Annotated in this window: 17 protein-coding genes and 1 pseudogene; 9 read left to right on the top strand and 9 right to left on the bottom strand. The window is 71.3% G+C overall.

Going from position 1 to position 17165, the window contains the following annotated elements; all coding sequences use genetic code 11:
* The first annotated feature begins 16 nt into the window (after positions 1–16).
* From ACZ4NB_RS22575 to ACZ4NB_RS22600, 6 genes are all read left to right on the top strand, one after another.
* Complete coding sequence (locus ACZ4NB_RS22575) at positions 17–412, top strand: SHOCT domain-containing protein (protein ID WP_467664107.1); 396 nt, start codon at positions 17–19, stop codon at positions 410–412.
* 190 nt (positions 413–602) lie between these two features.
* Positions 603–1367, top strand: coding sequence for a DeoR/GlpR family DNA-binding transcription regulator (locus tag ACZ4NB_RS22580; RefSeq protein WP_467664109.1), 765 nt, complete (start codon positions 603–605; stop codon positions 1365–1367).
* Between the two features lie 93 nt (positions 1368–1460).
* Positions 1461–2756, top strand: a complete 1296-nt coding sequence (locus tag ACZ4NB_RS22585; protein WP_467664111.1) for a four-carbon acid sugar kinase family protein — start codon at positions 1461–1463, stop codon at positions 2754–2756.
* 74 nt (positions 2757–2830) lie between these two features.
* Positions 2831–3904, top strand: a complete 1074-nt coding sequence (gene pdxA / locus ACZ4NB_RS22590) for a 4-hydroxythreonine-4-phosphate dehydrogenase PdxA (protein WP_467664113.1) — start codon at positions 2831–2833, stop codon at positions 3902–3904.
* Complete coding sequence (locus ACZ4NB_RS22595; RefSeq protein WP_467664115.1) at positions 3901–5214, top strand: MFS transporter; 1314 nt, start codon at positions 3901–3903, stop codon at positions 5212–5214. Before pdxA ends, ACZ4NB_RS22595 begins: the two co-directional genes overlap by 4 nt.
* A gap of 149 nt (positions 5215–5363) precedes the next feature.
* On the top strand, positions 5364–5546 hold the full coding sequence (locus ACZ4NB_RS22600) for a hypothetical protein (RefSeq protein WP_467664117.1): 183 nt from the start codon (positions 5364–5366) through the stop codon (positions 5544–5546).
* A 134-nt stretch (positions 5547–5680) separates the two neighbouring features.
* Here ACZ4NB_RS22600 and ACZ4NB_RS22605 read toward each other — a convergent pair whose 3' ends face one another.
* From ACZ4NB_RS22605 to ACZ4NB_RS22635, 7 genes are all read right to left on the bottom strand, one after another.
* The gene (locus ACZ4NB_RS22605) at positions 5681–7024 is read right to left on the bottom strand and encodes a hemopexin repeat-containing protein (RefSeq protein WP_467664119.1); all 1344 of its coding nucleotides are present in this window, start codon (positions 7022–7024) and stop codon (positions 5681–5683) included.
* A gap of 87 nt (positions 7025–7111) precedes the next feature.
* Positions 7112–7342: a hypothetical protein gene (locus tag ACZ4NB_RS22610; protein ID WP_467664121.1), complete on the bottom strand. Its 231-nt coding sequence runs from the start codon at positions 7340–7342 to the stop codon at positions 7112–7114.
* Positions 7343–7416: 74 nt separating this feature from the next.
* Positions 7417–7599: a hypothetical protein gene (locus ACZ4NB_RS22615; RefSeq protein ID WP_467664123.1), complete on the bottom strand. Its 183-nt coding sequence runs from the start codon at positions 7597–7599 to the stop codon at positions 7417–7419.
* Between the two features lie 29 nt (positions 7600–7628).
* Positions 7629–7808 (bottom strand): hypothetical protein, encoded by a 180-nt coding sequence (locus tag ACZ4NB_RS22620; RefSeq protein WP_467664125.1) that lies wholly within the window; start codon positions 7806–7808, stop codon positions 7629–7631.
* Between the two features lie 95 nt (positions 7809–7903).
* Entirely contained in the window at positions 7904–8086 is a 183-nt protein-coding gene (locus ACZ4NB_RS22625; protein WP_467664127.1) for a hypothetical protein, read from the bottom strand.
* Positions 8087–8246: 160 nt separating this feature from the next.
* The gene (locus ACZ4NB_RS22630; RefSeq protein ID WP_467664129.1) at positions 8247–8423 is read right to left on the bottom strand and encodes a hypothetical protein; all 177 of its coding nucleotides are present in this window, start codon (positions 8421–8423) and stop codon (positions 8247–8249) included.
* A 39-nt stretch (positions 8424–8462) separates the two neighbouring features.
* A complete protein-coding gene (locus tag ACZ4NB_RS22635) occupies positions 8463–10910 on the bottom strand; it encodes a cyanobactin maturation protease PatG family protein (protein ID WP_467664131.1) in 2448 nt (815 codons plus the stop codon).
* Between the two features lie 277 nt (positions 10911–11187).
* Here ACZ4NB_RS22635 and ACZ4NB_RS22640 point away from each other — a divergent pair, with 277 nt between their 5' ends.
* The 3 genes and pseudogenes from ACZ4NB_RS22640 to ACZ4NB_RS22650 form a co-directional block, all read left to right on the top strand.
* Positions 11188–11901 carry an AfsR/SARP family transcriptional regulator gene (locus ACZ4NB_RS22640; RefSeq protein ID WP_467664133.1) on the top strand — a complete coding sequence of 238 codons (714 nt, stop codon included), beginning with the start codon at positions 11188–11190 and terminating at the stop codon, positions 11899–11901.
* Between the two features lie 257 nt (positions 11902–12158).
* Positions 12159–13232 (top strand): isopenicillin N synthase family dioxygenase, encoded by a 1074-nt coding sequence (locus ACZ4NB_RS22645; RefSeq protein WP_467664135.1) that lies wholly within the window; start codon positions 12159–12161, stop codon positions 13230–13232.
* 35 nt (positions 13233–13267) lie between these two features.
* A pseudogene (locus ACZ4NB_RS22650) lies at positions 13268–13441 on the top strand (cytochrome P450); the annotation flags it as partial.
* Positions 13442–13563: 122 nt separating this feature from the next.
* On the opposite strand, the gene ACZ4NB_RS22655 reads toward ACZ4NB_RS22650, so the two are convergent.
* Together ACZ4NB_RS22655 and ACZ4NB_RS22660 are read right to left on the bottom strand one after the other, a co-directional pair.
* Positions 13564–14763 carry an MFS transporter gene (locus tag ACZ4NB_RS22655; RefSeq protein ID WP_467664137.1) on the bottom strand — a complete coding sequence of 400 codons (1200 nt, stop codon included), beginning with the start codon at positions 14761–14763 and terminating at the stop codon, positions 13564–13566.
* A 108-nt stretch (positions 14764–14871) separates the two neighbouring features.
* Positions 14872–16677: a M4 family metallopeptidase gene (locus tag ACZ4NB_RS22660; RefSeq protein WP_467664139.1), complete on the bottom strand. Its 1806-nt coding sequence runs from the start codon at positions 16675–16677 to the stop codon at positions 14872–14874.
* Positions 16678–17165 lie beyond the last annotated feature (488 nt).

The following is a 17165-nucleotide window of genomic DNA, read 5'->3' on the forward strand; positions in this document are numbered from 1 at the left end:
GCAGAAGGAGGCCGTGATGGATTACCCGCTGCTCAACGCTTTCTGGACGATGTGCCTGATCTTCCTGTGGGTGATGTGGCTGTTCCTGCTGGTGAGGATCGTCGGTGACATCTTCCGCAGCCAGGACATCAACAACTGGGCCAAAACGGGGTGGCTCATCCTGGTGATCGCGCTGCCTTTCGTCGGCGTCTTCATCTATGTGCTGGCGCGGGGCCGCGGACTGAGCGAACGTGAGGTCGCGCTGGCCCAGCGGCAGCAGAGGCAGCTGCGGGACTACATCCGCGAGACCGCCAAGGCGCAGGACGAGACCATCCGGCCCGAGGACTCCCTGGCCAAGCTCGCGGAGCTGAAGAACCGCGGGGACATCACCGAGGAGGAGTTCCAGAAGGCCAAGGCCAAGGTGCTCGCCTGAGGGGGGACGGGCGCTGCGGGCGGCGGCGCCGGGCGCGGTCGCTGCGCGCCGCGCCGCCCACGGCCCGCGCGGCCGACTTCAGTGCCGACCTCACGGCTGATGTCCGGCTTCTCGGCTGCTTCCGGGCCGCTCTTCACGGCTGTTAATCTCAAGTTGCGTGAATCGCGCAACTTGAGAGGCGGAGAGTGACGTGACCAGTGGGGAACGCTCGGCCACCCGGCGCCGCCGGGAGCGGATGGTCGAGCTGCTCGGGGCGGGCGACGTCAGCGTGCACGACCTGGCGGGCGAGTTCGATGTCTCGCTGTCCACGATCCGCCGCGACCTGGCGACGCTGGCGGCGCTCGGCCGGATCACCCGCACCTACGGCGGCGCGGTCGACCACCGCGCGGTGGAGCGGTCCCGGCACGACAAGGAGCGCACCCGGCGCACCGAGAAGGACGCCATCGCCCGCGCCGCGGCCGCGCTGGTCCGCAGCGGCGATGTGGTGCTCCTCGACGCCGGCACCACCACCGCGCGGCTGGCGCACGAGCTGCGCGACCGCACCGACGTCACCGTCGTCACCAACGGGCTCGCCGCGCTGGTCGAGTTGGCGGACGCGGAGGTCGAGGTCGTGGTGCTGGGCGGGCGGCTGCGGCGGCCCAACGAGGCGCTGCTGGGCACCCGTACGGAACAGGCGCTGCGCCGGCTCACCCCGGACATCGCCTTCCTCGGTGTCGACGGCCTCGACCCCCGGCGCGGCATCAACTGCCCCGACCTCGAACAGGCCGCCCTGAAGGAGACGATGGCCGAGTGCGCCCGGGCCGCCTGGGTGCTCGCCGACCACTCCAAGATCGGCGGGGGAGCGGGCTTCCCCCACTGGGCGGCGATGCCGGCCGGTACGGGGCTGATCTGCGGGGTCGAGGAGCGGCGGCTGGGCGCGTACGCGGACGCGGGGTGGTCGGTGCGTACCCCTTGACAGTGCGTGGCGCCACTGGCCACCCTGAGTGCGCATGTTGCGTGAACCGTGCAAGTAAGAATGCGCGGTTCAGCCACTTCGGGAGGATGCCTCATGGCCCAGGTGCTCGTCATCGGAGACGACCTCACCGGAAGCAATGCGACCGGCGCGCTCTACGCACGACGGGGCCTGCGGGCCGTCACCATCGGCGCGCTCACCCAATGGGAGCGCTACGCGGACCGGGTCGACGTCCTCGTCGTCAACACCGCCTCCCGCCACTGGCCCCCCGCCCGCGCCTACGCCGCCGTCCGCGCGGCCGTCGAGACGGCGGGGGCCACACCCCTGATCGTCAAGCGCGTCGACACCACCCTGCGCGGCAACCCCGGCAGCGAACTCGACGCGGTGCTCGACGCCCTCGCCGCCCATGAGCCCTCGGCCCGGATCCGGACACTGGCCGTCCCCGCCTTCCCCGACGCCGGCCGCACCACGGTCGGCGGTCTGCACCTCGTCGACGGCGTGCCGCTGACCCGGACGGCCGTCGCCCGCGACCCCTTCGACCCCGTACGGCATTCGCGGGTCGCGGCCGTGCTGGGCACACAGAGCCGGCGCACCACGGGTGAACTGGCATTGGACGTGGTCGAGCGCGGCCCGGCGGCGGTCGCCGAGGCGCTGCGGGCCGACCGGGCCGAGGTCATGGTGTGCGACGCCACCGAGAACGCCCATCTGCAAACCGTCGCGGCGGCCGCCGCCCGGCTCGCCGCCGAGGACCACATCCGCTGGGTCGCGCTGGACTCCGGCCCGTTCGGCGCCGCCCTCGCCACCGAGCTGGGCCTGCGGTCCGCGGGCGGCGCACCCGTCCGGATCCTCGCCGTCGTCGGCAGCGTCACGGACCGCACCCGCACCCAACTCGCCCGTACGGAAACGGCACTCGGCGCGCGCTGGGCCGACCTCGATCCCGCCGACCCGGACCCCGACCGCGTACTGGCGGCCCTCCGGGCGGCGGGGGAGAAGGCCATGGTGCTCGGCGTCCGGGTGGCACCCCCGCCCGCGGCGCCGGCCACCGGGGCGGCGCCGGCCTGCGACCCCGGCACCGCCGCACGCATCCTGCGCTGTCTGTCCGAGGTGGCCCGGCGGGCCGTCGCCGAGCTGTGCCCCGGCGGGCTGTACGCGTCGGGCGGCGATGTCGCCGCGGCCGTCACCGCGGCGCTGGGCGCCGACGGCTTCGCCATCGAGACCGAGGTACTGCCGCTGGCCGTGGCCGGGCACCTGGTCGGCGGCCCGCACGACGGACTGCCCTTCGCCACGAAGGGCGGCCTGATCGGCGGCCCCGACGCCGCCCGCGACTGCCTGGAGCACCTGCGCGCGGCCGCCACCCGGCACACCCTCCGCGCCACGCCGAGCTCCGGCTGACCGCCACCTGACCGCCACCTGACCGCCACCGGGCCCCGCGCGCCCGTGAACACCGCACCGAGAAAGGCGAGCCCATGACCACCCCTCAGCCGGCAGCCGGCCACCCGACCGCCTCCGACCGCGCGTTGCCCGTCCTCGCCGTGACCCTCGGCGACCCCGTCGGCATCGGCCCCGAGATCACCGCCCGTACCCTCGCCGACCCGGCGACCACCGCACTCGGCCGCGGACTCGCCGTCGGCGACGCCGCCGTACTGCGCCGCGCCGTCGCGGTATGCGGCCTCGACGTCGAGGTCCGTGCGGTCGGCGCCCCCGGGGAGGCCCGGTTCGAGCCGGGCACCATCGATGTGCTCGACCTCGGTATCGCGCCCGCCGACCTCCCCTGGGGCCGGGTCGACGCGGTCGCCGGCCGCTCCGCCGTCGCCGCGATCGAGGCGGCCACCCGTGCCGCGCTGGCCGGCGAGGTCGACGGCATCGTCACCTCGCCGATCAACAAGGAGGCCATCTGGGCCGCCGGTTCACAGCACCTCGGCCACACCGAGATGCTCGGCGAACTCACCGGTGCCGCATACTTCGACACCATGTTCGTGGTCCGCGGCCTGAAGATCTTCTTCACCACCCGGCACCTGGCCCTGCGCAAGGCCCTCGACCAGATCACCGAGGAGCGGGTCGCGGACGCCATCCGGCACGCGGTCACCGCCCTGCGGGTGTTCGGCCATGACGAGCCCCGGCTCGCGGTCGCCGCGATCAATCCGCACGGCGGCGAGGGCGGCCACTTCGGCGACGAGGAGATCACCGTCCTGCGCCCGGCCGTGGCGAAGGCGGCCGCCGAGGGGCTCGGCGTCGTGGGGCCGATCCCCGCCGACTCGGTCTTCCACCAGGGCCTCGAAGGCCGCTTCGACGGGGTGCTGTCCCACTTCCACGACCAGGGCCATATCCCCGCCAAGACCGTCGACTTCGACGGTACGGTCTCCGTCACCGTCGGCCTGCCGATCCTGCGGACCTCCGTCGACCACGGCACCGCGTTCGACATCGCGGGCAGCGGCCGCGCCTCGCACGGCACGATGGCCGCGGCCTTCCGCGCCGCCGCCGAGTTCAGCCGCTGCACCGACCGGATCCGCGCCGCCTACGGAACGGCGGCCGCCCGATGACGGACCCGACGCCGCAGTCCGCCCCTGCGGCCGCCCCCGCCAAGCGCTGGGTGTACGTCATCCCGGTCGCCGCGGTCATGTACATGTTGGCGTACCTCGACCGGAACAACGTCTCCGTCATCCTCCCGTACATGCACGGCGACCTGGAGCTGTCCAACGCCGACAAGGGCCTGGTCGGCGGGGTCTTCTTCCTCGGCTATGTGTTCCTGCAGATCCCGGCCGCGATCCTCGCCCAGCGCTGGAGCGCCCGTAAGACCGTGTCGCTGCTGATGGTGGCGTGGGGGCTGGCCGCCGCGCTGTCCGGGCTCGTACAGACCAAAGCGCAGTTCTACGCGGCCCGTTTCGTGCTGGGCTTCTTCGAGGGCGGCGTCTGGCCCGCCGTCCTCATCCTGCTCGCCTCCTGGTTCCCGCTGCGCGAGCGCGCCCGTGCCAACGCGCTGTGGATGGCCTGCCTGCCGCTCTCCTCCGTTCTGATGGCACCGCTGTCCGGCTGGATGCTCGACCACGCCGGCTGGCGCTGGGTGCTGGTGCTGCAGGGCCTGCCGCCCCTGGTGTGGGCGGTGGTCTGGTGGTTCACCGTCGCCGACCGGCCGGCGCAGGCCCGCTGGATCTCCCGCGCCGAGGCCGACCACCTGGAGCGCTCGATCGCCGCCGACGAGGCCGCCAAGCCCTCGGCGGGCAGCGGCTCGTACCGCGATGCGGTCCGGCAGAAGCCGGTCCTCGTGCTCATCGGCGTCTACTTCTTCTGGATCACCGGCTTCTACGGCTTCAACCTGTGGCTGCCGTCGGTCATCAAGGAGCTGACCCACGACGGATCGTCCACCGAGGTCGGGCTGCTCACCGCGATCCCCTTCGCCGTCGCCCTGGCCGTCATGATCGCCAACGCCGCATGGTCCGACCGCACCGGCAGACGGCGCCAGGCGGTGGCCGTCCCCCTCGTCGTCGGCATCGCCGCCCTGCTGCTGGGGCAGGCCGTGGACGGTGCGCTGCCGCGGATGGTGCTGCTGTGCCTGACGGCGGCCGCGGTCTACGCTCCGTACGGCCCCTTCTGGGCGATCCCCGGTGAGCTGCTCCGCTTCGAGGTGGTGGCCGTCGCCATGGGGCTGATCAACGCGCTCGGCAACCTCGGCGGCTTCGCCGGCCCCTATCTGGTCGGCTGGCTGACCGACACCACGGGTTCGAGCGTGACCGGCTTCGCCGTACTGGCCGCTTTCCTCGCCGTGGCCGTGGCGCTGGTGGCGTTCGGGCTGCGCCCGAGCACCCGCCCCGTACGCCGGCCGGTCGGGCAGGCGGCGGAAGGAGTGAGCTGACCGCAGCGGCCGCCGGAGGCGAACGGCGCACCGGCCGCCGCCCGCTACTCCGACCCGCCCAATTAACGGTGAGTCAGGTTTTGGCGGAGGGCGTAAGGGTGATTCCTGAATGGGTCGATACACCCCTTTGATCCTCCTGAGGAGCAGACATGCGCATCCGCGCCGCGATCGCCGCCAGCGCCTTGGCCACCACCATCGTCATGGGCGGTGCGAGCGCCACCCTGGCTCACGGCAAGGACCACAAGCACCGCCACCACCACTGCTGGTTCTTCGCGGGCATCAAGCACGGCGAACCGGTCTTCAGCGAGGGCTGCGGCAAGGGCCGCAAGTAATCCGGACCAGCACCCTGCCGGTGCCGGCCGCCACCACTCGGGAGTGGCGGCCGGCACCGACGCGTTCGGCGGCGCCGAGCCTGTCCGGCGGGTCGGCTCCGGTGCTCCTTCGTCCCGCACGTCCGTCGGGTCCGTCAGATCCGGGTGGGACCGACCTGCATATGGATGTGGTCCTGGTGGGCCGCCCGGAGCGCGGCGTCTCCGCCGTAGTCGGGGTAGATGACAAAGCCGCTGCCGCCCAGCTGCGGCATCGGCCATTTGTTGGCGGCGCCGATGCCATTGGCCTCGCACTCGAACGTGGCGTACCGGAACGCCGTGCTGAACAGGCCGTACGCCAGCGGGTCGACGGAGGGGTCGATACGGACGTTGCTGCCCGGACGCGGCGGCAGCTGCCCCCAGTTGGTCTTGATCGACTTGGCGAACGAGGTCCCGTCGTCCGTCCCGCGGATGCCCGACAGATCGAGTGCGCGGCCCTGGTTGTGGCAGTCGTTCGGTGGGCCGGAGCCATGGCCGATGCCCAGGTGGAGCAGCTCCGTCACGTCGGGTCGCGAAGAGTTGGTCCACCGTGTCAGCCGGTAAAGGGCCAGCAACATGCGCTGGTCGACGTTGTCGAAGAACTCGGCCGTGGGGTTGAGGGCGTTGGTGTATCGGATCCCGTCGAGAGTCGGCGGGCCGACGGTCACACGCTGACTCGGGGTCGGTGACACGATCCCCGTCGGCCCGTCCACGAAGACCGGGCTCTTGAGGGTGAGTTTGCCGCGCCGGATCAGGTCCGCCATCAGCCGGTTGGCCTCGATGAGGGTGAGGAGACGGGCCGGGGCCAGGGCGCCGGACGGTGTCGGGGCCAGGCTGAAGCCGGAGAGCGTGCCGCTGTCGTCGACCACGTCGGCGTCCACGTCGTAGCGCTGGTAGGCGTCGTCGCGGAAGAAGTAGGCGAACCGTCCTCCGGGGTAGAGCGCGGCTGTCAGGTCCGTAGTGAACACTCCGGGCCAATGGTCGGCGATCTTGAGCGGATAGCCGGGGTCGACACTGTCGGCGGTGATGTCATAGCGAACGTACTCGTCGCCGTTGAACAGATACAGCTTGCCGTTGCCCCAGTTCACCGCGGTGTCGATGCCCTCCTGCCAGTTCATCCCGCCGTCCGAGCCGTCGGGCAGGCCCGCCCAGTCGGCGGCCAGGGTGGCGGGCGGGTTCGGCGGCAGGAACGCCGGATCGGTCTTGCCCGTGCGGTGGTCATAGCGCACGTACGTCCCGCCGGTGAGGGCATAGGCTGTATCGGCGCCCCACCACACAAAGGCATCGGGCGAGCCGTCGAGCTTCGGCCAGTTCGTCCGCACGTCCAGTGAGCCTTGTTCAAAGGCGCCGGTCACCGCGTCGTAGCGATGGTAGGTGTCGTCGTCGAAGAAGAGATACACCTTGTCGAGCTGCGGCGGACTGACGACCTTCGGCCAGGCGATGGCCGTGGTGAGTGCCACCATGGTGCTGACTCCTTTTCTGCTGCGGCGGGTTGGGCTGGTCGCCCGGTGCCGCGGCCGACGGTCACGGCACCGGGTCCGGTCTGCGGATCAGAGCCCGCCTCCCCACGCGACGACCGGGGTCGGCCGGCACTCCTGACCACGGGGGTCGTGGCAGATGAGCGGGTCGGGATCGTCGACATCGTGGCCGAAGTATTCGCCTACCTGTATCCGCTTCAGGCTCTGCGTCCCGTCGTCCTCCACGAACGGGACGAGCACCAAGAACGGCTCGTAGGGATCCGAGCGGTCGATCACGCGCTGGACCGGCAGAGTGAGTTGCATAGTTGATCTCCTCTCGTCGGCGTACCGGGTCTGCACCGGTGACCGGGCGGGGCCAAGTCACCGGTGCGCTTCGGTCAGCTCTGGATGAAGTGGAGGACGTCGTCGAGGAAGTTGTCCGCCTCGACGCCCGCGGTGTCGCCGTACGTACCGGCGGATACGGCTTCGGTCCGGTCGACCGGCGGTACCTGTCGCGGCATCTCCAACGCGGTGGGCTCACCGGCCCGGTCCACGTCGTGTTCCGTGCGGTTGGTCTTCATGGCCTTCCTTCCGTCGCTCGGGGGGAGACTCAGATGGGGAGAACGCTGGAGAGCAGCTTGGTGAGGAAGCCGTCTGCTTCGACGCCCGGGGCCTCTCCGGCGATGCCCGGTGTGGTTCCGGTGCGGTCGATCGGCGGCGCCTGCCGTGGCAACTCCAGCGTCGTGGGCCGGATGGGCCGGTCCGTCTCTCGTTCGGTCTGGTCAAACATGGTCGCTTTTCCTTTCGCACGCTGTCAGGGAGGCAGCGATGGAGGTCATGCGCCGGTGAGCGGGAAATGCCGCGATCACCGGCGCGGAGTGGCGTTCAGATCGGGAGCTTGCTGGCGATCCAGTCGGTGAGGAAACCGTCCGCCTCGACGCCCGCGGCGTCCCCGGTCACGCCCGGTGTGGTGGTTGCGGTGCGGTCGATCGGCGGCGCCTGCCGCGGCATCTCCAGCGACGCGGCCTTCTCCGGCCGGTCCGCTTCCCGTTCGATCCGGTCAATCATCGTGCTCTGCCTTTCCCTTGCACGTCATGCCGACGGAACGCACGTGCCGGCACTCTTCGGACCCACTCGTGCGACCGTGGCCGCGGTGGTGGTCCGGCGCCCTGGTGACGTGGTGAACTCCCGGTCGACCAGGGGGTCTTGCGTCACAGCGCCCCGCCGTCTACGAGCCACGGGCGAAGCACATCTGCCGGGCGATCCCGGTCAGGTCGGCGCAGCGCGCCGCCTCGACGCCGGTGTCGCCGTGGTCCGCTGCCGGGGCGTTCCAGTCGTCCCGGCGAACCGGTGGCGCCTGGACCGGCAGGGAGATCTTCGGCCGATCGTCGTTGTTGTTGTGCATGGTCTGCTCCTCCTGTGTTCTCCGCTCCGGGCGGAGGGTTCAGATTTCGCCGAGGAACGTGTGCGCCGGCGCCAGGCTGACCGGCGGAAGGTCGCTCACGTCGATCGTGAACAGGTAGTTGACCTTGGCCCGGTGATCGTCCTCCGGGTCCATGAAGGTGACGATGACGTCCTGGCAGTCCGAGCCGATCCGGCAGTAGGGACTCTTGGAGACCCGCACCGAGTCCAGGGCGTAGAAGTTGTTGCTCTTCCCGGGAACGTGTTGTGCGGACAGCAGGCCGTCCTTGATGGAGGCGGCGAACTGGAACGCGTTGGTGCCGGCGTAGTTCATCGCCCGGTCGGCGGAGCTCTGTCCAAGGTTGCGGAACTGGTAGTAGACCTTGTCCAGCAGCGCCCGGATCGTCTTCTTGAGGTCCTCCGGATTGGCCGGGGCCTCTCTCTTCGCGGCGTTCTTGGTGGCTTCGGTGACTGCCTTCACGACGTCGTTCACCAGCGCGGTTTCATTCCAGGTGGCGATGCCGCGACTCTTGACCTCGACCACGGGGACGACCTGGCCGGAGAAGAGCCGTACCGTGCGGTCCGTGAGCACCCCGGGGATGGACACACGGGAGATGTAGTCCCGCTCGCCTTCGGCCCTGACGTGCCCCACGATCGCCTCTCGGAGAATCTTGTGGACCCTGGACACCGGCGGGTAGAAGTGGTCGAGGAGGTCCTGCTGGGTGTCCCGGGCCGGCTCGCCGGCCTTGGTGGGGTGCTGGGGAGGATGCTGCTCCTCGGGCATCGGCCCGCCCCAGCTCATACCGGTAGGCATCTCGGCCTCCAGCGCGTAGATCGGTGTCCGGTCCAGCTCCAGCGTCCAGGTCAGCTTGTCGGACTCCCAGGGGTTCTCCGCCAGGTACGCGCTCAGCTGCAACGGGTCGTAGACCCTCGGCTGGCGGTAGACCGTCTTGCCGTCCACCGGGTCCTTCTCCGGAATCGGTGGCATCAACTGCCGGAAGGTGTCCCTGCGCGCCTCGGTCCCGAAGTCGAACCCGATCGTGCCGATCGCGTAGACGAGGGGGCGCGAGGCGGAGCTTCCGCCGCACGAACACGCGGTGTCACCGCCACAGGAGGGGCGGACTCCGGCTCCTTGTCCGCTGCCGACGGGGGATGGTTCTGCCGGTGGTAGCGGTGTGGTGGCCGCTGGCTTCCGGCTCTCCTCGGTCCCGGCCGTCTCGTGTGCAGGGACGTCCACGCCTTTGCTCTCCATGGCGCTGGCTCCTTCCATCGGTTCCGCGTGGGACGTCTCCGCACGGGACGTCTCGGTCGTAGGGGGTTCGCCGGCGGGTCCGGCCCCCGGCGTGGGGTGGCCCTCCGGCCCGGCGCCACCGGCGGGCGCCGGGGGCACAGGCCCTGGGGGCGTGCGCTCCGCCTCCTCTCCTGTGGCCTCGGCTGCCTCGTAAGCAGTGGCATCTGTGCGATCGGTGTCCATGGCATTGACTCCGGCTGTTGATTCCGTGTGGGGTTCCTCCGCCGTGGCCGCTTCGGTGCGCGGGGCCCCCGATGCAGCGTCCGATGTCCCGGACGGGGCCGGCGTCGCGTCGGACGGCGTCACGGACGCGTCATATCGCCCCGTGACGAGGTCATACGCGCGCGCGGCGTCCAAGGTGCCGACCAGGCGTCGGCGGCACTCGGGGGCGTCACCGGGGGAGCACGGGACCGTGGAGGCGGTCTTGAGGATCGCCTCGGCCGCCGCCTTCGGGTCCGCCTCGTGCCCCGCGCGCAGCTGAGCGGCCACGAGCAGCGCGGCAACCCCGGATACCAGGGGGGTGGCGAAGCTGCTGCCGGTGAGCGCCACCCGGCCGCCACCGGGTGCGGCACCCTCGATGTCCTGCCCGGGGGCCAGGACCCCGTTCGTGCGGTAGGCGTCGCCCCAGTTGTTGATCTTCAGCGGTTCGCCGTCGGTGCCCAGCGCTCCGACCGCGAGCACCGACGACACGGCGGCCGGGACCTGCAGACAGTCGCATCCGTCGTTGCCGACCGCGGCGACGACCAGGACGCCGTGGTCGTCGCAGAGCCGCAGCGCCCGCTCCAGCAGGCTGTCCGCCTGGGCGTCCGGGGTGCGCTCACCACCGCTGATGTTGATGATGTGGGCGCCCTCCTGGACGGCCCGCTCGATCGCCCTGGCCAAGTCCAGCTGCGGGACACGGCCTTTCTCCGAGTCCCGGAACACCGGGAGCAGCCGCCCCCGGCACTTCGGGGCCAGGCCGGGGACGACGCTGCCGCGCCCGCCGAACAGCAGGCTGGTGACGTGTGTGCCGTGCAGCAACATCGGCCCGCCTCCGGCGGGCTCCTCGACAAGGGTGTCGAGCCTGGTCAGATCGGCGTCCGCGAAGCAGGGGTGGGACAGGTCCACCGGACCGTCCAGTACGGCGATGCACACTCGGGCGTCACCGAGCAGCTCGTCCTCGCGCACCGGCAGGCGGGCAAGGACCGATCTGGCTTCCATCCGGCTCCCCTCTCCGCCAATGGCTCAGGTCACGGGTGCCGTTCAGGACCAGACTCCGGCCGGCCCGTCCGGCGGGCGTCCCCCGGATTGTCCAAAGGGCGTTCCGCAAACGTCTCCGGTTCATCTCCGAGCCGTTGACTGGCCGGTCAGACCGCCTCGACCCACCCGACGAAACCGGCTGACGGAGATGCTCGAACGGCGCACGAACAGCCGGTGAACGCGATGCCTGCGGCATATCCGGATGCGCGATGCAGCCGCCGGTCGCACAGTGGACCTTGTGAATTCGAACAGCGTGTACCTGGAACTACTTAGGACCTTCGAGTTCGCATATGCCGGAAGCCGTATTCCCCTCCCGCTGGGAGCCCAGCGCCTGTTGGCCTTGCTGGCCCTGCAGAAGCACGGCGTCTACCGAGGGGCGGCCGCCGAGCAGCTCTGGCCCGACTGCACACCCAGCCGGGCGGCGGCGAATCTGCGGTCGGCCCTGTGCCCGGTCCGGCGGATCCGGTCCGCGACCGTCATCGACAGCGCCGGTCAACGCCTGCGGCTCTCGCCCTCGGTGGACGTCGACCTGGACGCGATGCGGAAGACGGCCCAGCGGGTGATCGCCGGACTGAGCCCGCTGCCGGCGGACTGCGACGCACTGGTGGGCGAGCTGAACCGGGAGTTACTGCCGGGCTGGCCGGACGACTGGCTCACGCTGGAGCGCGAGCGCTGGGACCAGGCACGGCTGCACGCCCTCGAAAGCCTCGCCCAGCAACTCCAGACCGCCGGGGAGTACCTGCCCGCCCTCCAGACGGCGCTGACCGCGATAGCCATCGATCCGATCCGGGAGACCGCCCACCGCATCGTCGTGGAGATCCATATCGCCGAGGGCAACATCGCCTGCGCGCTCAAGCGCTACCACACCTACCGCGAGCTGCTGCAGCAGGAACTCGAAGTCGCGCCCTCGCAGCAGATGACCCGGCTGGTGCAGGAAGTGATCTCCACCTAGGCCCTGTCGCCACCTTCCCCGTCTGCCCGCGACGCCTGGCACGCGCGCTCGCCGGAAACCGGCGCGGCGGCCACGGCCGTTACCGGCGCCGGGCGATTCGCGCCCGATACTCCACGGCCGCCTCGGGTATCCATGTATCCGGCGCCGGTCGGCTCGTGCCGATCACGCCTGTTGGTGCAGCGTTCAGTGAAATCTTGAACGACACAGGTGGGCCGCACCCCCAGCGGAGCACCGGGCGAGGAAGGGACGACCTCACGATGGGCAGTACCGCGGGCAGGGCCACCGCCGTCGACGGCGTACTGGAGGTACCCGTCATCGACATCACCGACTGGCACACCGGCACCGACGCCCACCGCGCCGCCCTCGCGACGGCCGTCGACCGGGCGGCGAGCACCGTCGGCTTCCTTCAGCTGCGCGGGCACGGCATCCCCGAGGCCACGGCGCGGGCCTTCGCCGACGCGCTGGACGCGTTCTTCGCGCTCCCCCTGGAGGACAAGGAGCAACTGCGGCCGCCGTCCCCCGACATCAACCGCGGCTACACCCCGCCCCGCACCGAGAAGCTCAGCCTGAGCCTGGGCGTGCCCGCGGCCGCCGAGGACCTCTTCGAGGCATTCAACGTCGGCTCCGAAGCGTCCGCCTATCCGGGCCTGGGGCTGCCCGAAGCGCTGTACCCGGCCAACATCTGGCCGTCCGTGCCGGGCTTCCGCCAGGCGGTGGAGGAGTGGTGCGCCCGCGCGGGCGGACTCGCCCGGCAGCTGACCGGGATCTTCGCGCATGCGCTGGGCCTGGAGGAGGGCTACTTCGCGCCGTTCACCGACCACTCCCTCGACGTGCTGCGCATGAACCACTACCCGCGCCCCGAACGCGAGACCGTCCTCGACCGCGATCGGATGGGGATGGGCGCGCACACCGACTACGGCATCGTCACCGTGCTGTGGGCCGACCGCGTACCGGGACTGCAGATCCTCGACACCCGCGGCGACTGGCACGACGTACTGCCCGAGCCCGGTTGTCTGCTGGTCAACCTCGGTGATCTGCTGGCTCGTTGGACCAACGGCCGCTGGCTGTCGACGATGCACCGGGTCCTGCCGCCCACGGACGAGGCGGGACGGGTCGTCCGGCGCCGTTCCGCCGCGTACTTCCACGACGGCAACTGGGACGCGGAGATCAGCTGCCTGCCCGGCTGCGTACCGGCCGGCACCGAGCCGCTCTACCCGCCCACTACCGTCGGCCGGCATCTGTCCGAGAAGCTCGCGGGTTCCCGCGCCGGCCGGCTCAACGAGAACGCGCCCCGCGAGGCCGCGCGCCTGCGGGCCGCCCGCGACGACTGATACCGCCACCCGGTTCCCGGGCGCCCCCCGGTGCCCCCGCACACCGCCGACGCACCCTCCCGCAGATGAGCGGCCACGAACACTCCGTACGCCGCGCCCTGGTGGCCCCGGCCTTCCGCGGCCGGGAGCTGCGCGAGACGTTCCTGCCGGTCATCGAGCGCAACGCCCGCGAGCTGATCGACGCCTTCCCGGCCCTGGCCCTCGCCGACGGCATCGAGCCGGCCGACACCGGGGTCTTCACCCGCGGGCCGCAGGAGCTTCGGGTACGGCTCGCGCCCGGGGCGGGGGCGGTCGGCGGGGCCTGAGTACGGCGCGGCCCGGTCGAGTGCGGTCAGCCGGCATCCGTGAGCGGCCGCCGCAGTACGTACAGGCCGACGGCCACCGCGAGCACGATGACGCATCCGGAGAAGGTCAGGCCCGCCCCGCGCAGGCCGAGTTCCAGGGTGAGCGCTCCGACGCCGACGACCGGCAGGGAGATGCCGAGGTAGGCGACGAGGAAGAAGGCCGAGATGGTGCCGCCGCGATGCTCCGGCGGCGCCGCGCCGCCCACCGCGGTCAGACCGGCGCGGAAGGCCAGACCCTGGCCGGTGCCGCCGCAGACCGCGCCGACGACCAGGACGGGGAGCGCGGTGACGGCCAGGGAGGTGGCCACCAGCAACAGCCCCACCACCAGGACCAGGCAGCCGACCGGCAGGGCGCGGCGCACACCGATCCGTCCGGTCAGCAGCTGTCCGGCGGTCGAGGCCAGGAACACCGTGAAGACGACCAGTCCGGTGACGGCCAGGTTGTGCTCGTCCAGGGTCTGGCTGACGAAGGCCGGGGCGACGGCGGTGAACAGGCCCAGCAGCGCGAATCCGGCGAAGGCGGCAACGGCCGAGGGGGCGAAGACCCCGCGTACCTCCGGCGGCACACGGAGCCCCTGGGGCCGCAGGGTGCGGGGCCGGTGCGGGCGCGTGACGGTCTCCGGCAGGAACCAGGTCACCGCGGCCGCCATGGCCACCAGCACCAGGTGCACCAGGAACGGCAGGGCCAGCGGCCAGGGCGTGTACTGGGCCAGCAGCCCGGACAGCAGCGGGCCGCAGCCGAGGCCGCCCATGTTCGCGGCGGTCGCGGCGAAGCCGGCGCGCGCTTCCTGGCCGGGCCTCGCCAGCTCCAGCACGGCCGCGGTGGCGGCGCCGCTGAACAGGCCGGCGGCGAACCCGGACAGCACCCGCCCCACCAGCAGCAGCGGTAGCCCGCCCTCGAAGAGGAAGCACAGCGCGCTCGCCGCCGACAGCCCCAGCGCACACAGCAGCACCGGTCGCCGGCCGGTCTCGTCCGAGACGTTGCCCGCGAGGAGGAGGACGGTGATCACGCCGAGGGCGTAGACCGCGAAGACCACGGTCACCATCAGTTCGGAGAAGCCGAGCTGTTCGCGGTAGAGCCCGTACAGCGGGGTCGGCAGGGTCGTACCGGCCATGCCGACGGCGAACACGCCCGCCGCCGCCGGATAGCCGAGGGTCCGTTCCCCGCCGGCACGATCGGTGATCATGGGCTCAAACGTAGGCGCAGGCGGGCCGTGAGGTCGAGGACCGGCGGCCCGGAAACGCACGGTGCCCCCGCCGGACGGCGGGGGCACCACACGAGCCGGGGCCCGTGCTCAGTGCTTGGCCGACGGGGCGTTGGCCGCCGTCACGTTCACCGCGGCCCAGGCCCTGTTCACGGTCTTGTACTCGGTGCTCCGCGCACCGTACAGGTCCTTGGCCGCGTGCAGCGTCGCGGTCCGGGCGTCGTGGAAGTCGGTCGTGGAGACCATGTACCGGGTCAGCGCCCGGTAGAAGATCGCCGTCGCCTTGCTCCGGCCGATGCCGGTCACCTTGGAGCCGTCGACGGTGGGGGAGTCGTAGGCCACCCCGCCGATCGTCTTCTTCCCGCTGCCCTCGGCGAGCAGGTAGTAGGCGTGCGAGGAGACGCCGGAGCCGGCGTGCACCTCGGTGTCGTAGGACTCCTTCGACCAGTAGTCGACGGTGCCCTCCAGCTTGTCCAGGGACGGCTTGTCCAGCCGGCGCAGGAACTTCTGCTCCAGGCCGAGCTTCTCGCCCATCAGGTAGTTCGGCGGGTTCTTGGGGTTGTCGGTGGCGAACTCCACCGCGCTGCCGAAGATGTCCGCCAGCGACTCGTTGAGCGAACCGGGCTCGCCGAACTGGTTGCCCTCGGCGTCGACGCGGGTGGGCTGGAGGTTGGCGGTCGCGTCGACCACACCGTGGCTGAGCTCGTGGCCGGTGACGTCCAGGACGACCAGCGGCTTGGCGAAGGTCTTGCCGTCACCGTCGCCGTAGAGCATGCAGCCGCAGTCCGAGGACCAGAAGGCGTTGCCGACGTTCTTGCCGAAGTGCACCAGGGCGCGGGCGCCGCGGCCGTCGTTCTTGATGCCCTTGCGGCCGAAGGTCTTCTTGTAGAAGTCCAGGGTGCTGGTGATGCCGTACTGGGCGTCCACGGCGGCGGTGGCCCGGTCGCTCGTGGTGCCGTTGCCCCAGCGGTTGGTGGTGGAGGTCAGCGCCTTGCCGCTGGTGAACTTCTCCAGCTCCTTGTCGCCGGCGTCCCGGGTCTCGGTGTTGCCGCGGGTGGGGTCCTTGAGGGTGAAGGACTTCTTCGCCGTCTGGGTGGTCGACAGCGGCACACTGCCGACGAAGAGGGACGAGCCGGTTCCCTTCGCCGCGGACGGGAAGCCGGGGGCCGTGGCCGCCTTGCCCGTAGGGGGCGCGGGGGGAGCCAGCAGCCCGGTCACGGGGTTGAGCCGCTCGCCGCGCTCGCGCAGCTTGTCCAGGAGGGCGGGGGAGAGGAACGAGTCGTTCTCCGGGGCGTTGCTGAGCACCGCGCCGGTGGTCGCGTCGAGGACGACCGTACGGGCGCCTCCGGCCTCGGCGGTACGGCTGTCGGCGACCTGCACCTGGTAGGCCAGCGTGGTCTGGTCGTCCCGGGCGGCCAGGACCAGTTCGGGCTCGCCGGCGTCGCCCTTGGCCACGGTGGCGGCCTTGGACCGGGCCTGATCGGCCGACAGCTTCGGGTCCGTGGTGCGCACGTCGACCCGGTGGTTGAAGGCCCGGGTCACGCCCTCGTACGCCGAGGTGGCGGTCAGATGGACGACGAGGTCGCCGCCCAGAACCGGCAGTCCGCGGTGCGTCCGGACGAAACGGACATGCTGCCGGCCGTCCGGGTCCACCATGGTGTCGGTGGCCTTGAGGGTGTCCTGCTTGCCGACTCCGGTGGCCGTGGCGTGTGCGTACGCGGCCGCACGTGCCGCGTCAACGACCTTGCCGGTGGAGGGAGTTGAGGAGGGGGAGTGGGGCTGCGGGGACGCGGTGGTCGCGCCGACGGCGGTCGCCGCACCGGCCGTGAGGGTCGCGGCCGTCGCCACCGCGACGGCTATGGCCAGGCGGCGGCTGCGTATGTGGGGTCTACGCACTGATGGGGGTCCTTAGCGCTGTGGGGCGGTCGACAGGTCAACCGCCCGTACACGCGGTGTTGTTGTGCACCGCGGGGGTCGTGTGACCCCGCGCAAACCCTGTATGCCCTGGCATGGGCATGTAAAGTTAAATGATCAGTATTCGAGATTTGTGGTCTAAATTTGACAATTGATCACCTTTGGGTAGCTGCAAGGTGACCAATTGTGGTCTGACTCAACAGACATGAAGAGGCGCGAAAAGGTTGCCCGGCCGCCGGCGGGAATTGCCGGTACCGGGCCGATGAACGCGCGAAGCCCCCTTGGCCGTCACCGAAGGTGCGCCGGTACGCGCCGGTCCGCGCCGGGGCGCAGCCCGGAGCGGCGCGGTCACCGCGCGGGGAAGGGTGTGCCCTGAGGGGCGGGGCGTAGCAGCGGGGGCATGCTGAGCAGCGGCGCCGCTACGCGCCGAGCGAGGCCGGTCTCGACGGCAGGTGATCGATCGAGGCGGC

Source organism: Streptomyces sp. NPDC026575 (assembly GCF_055567415.1).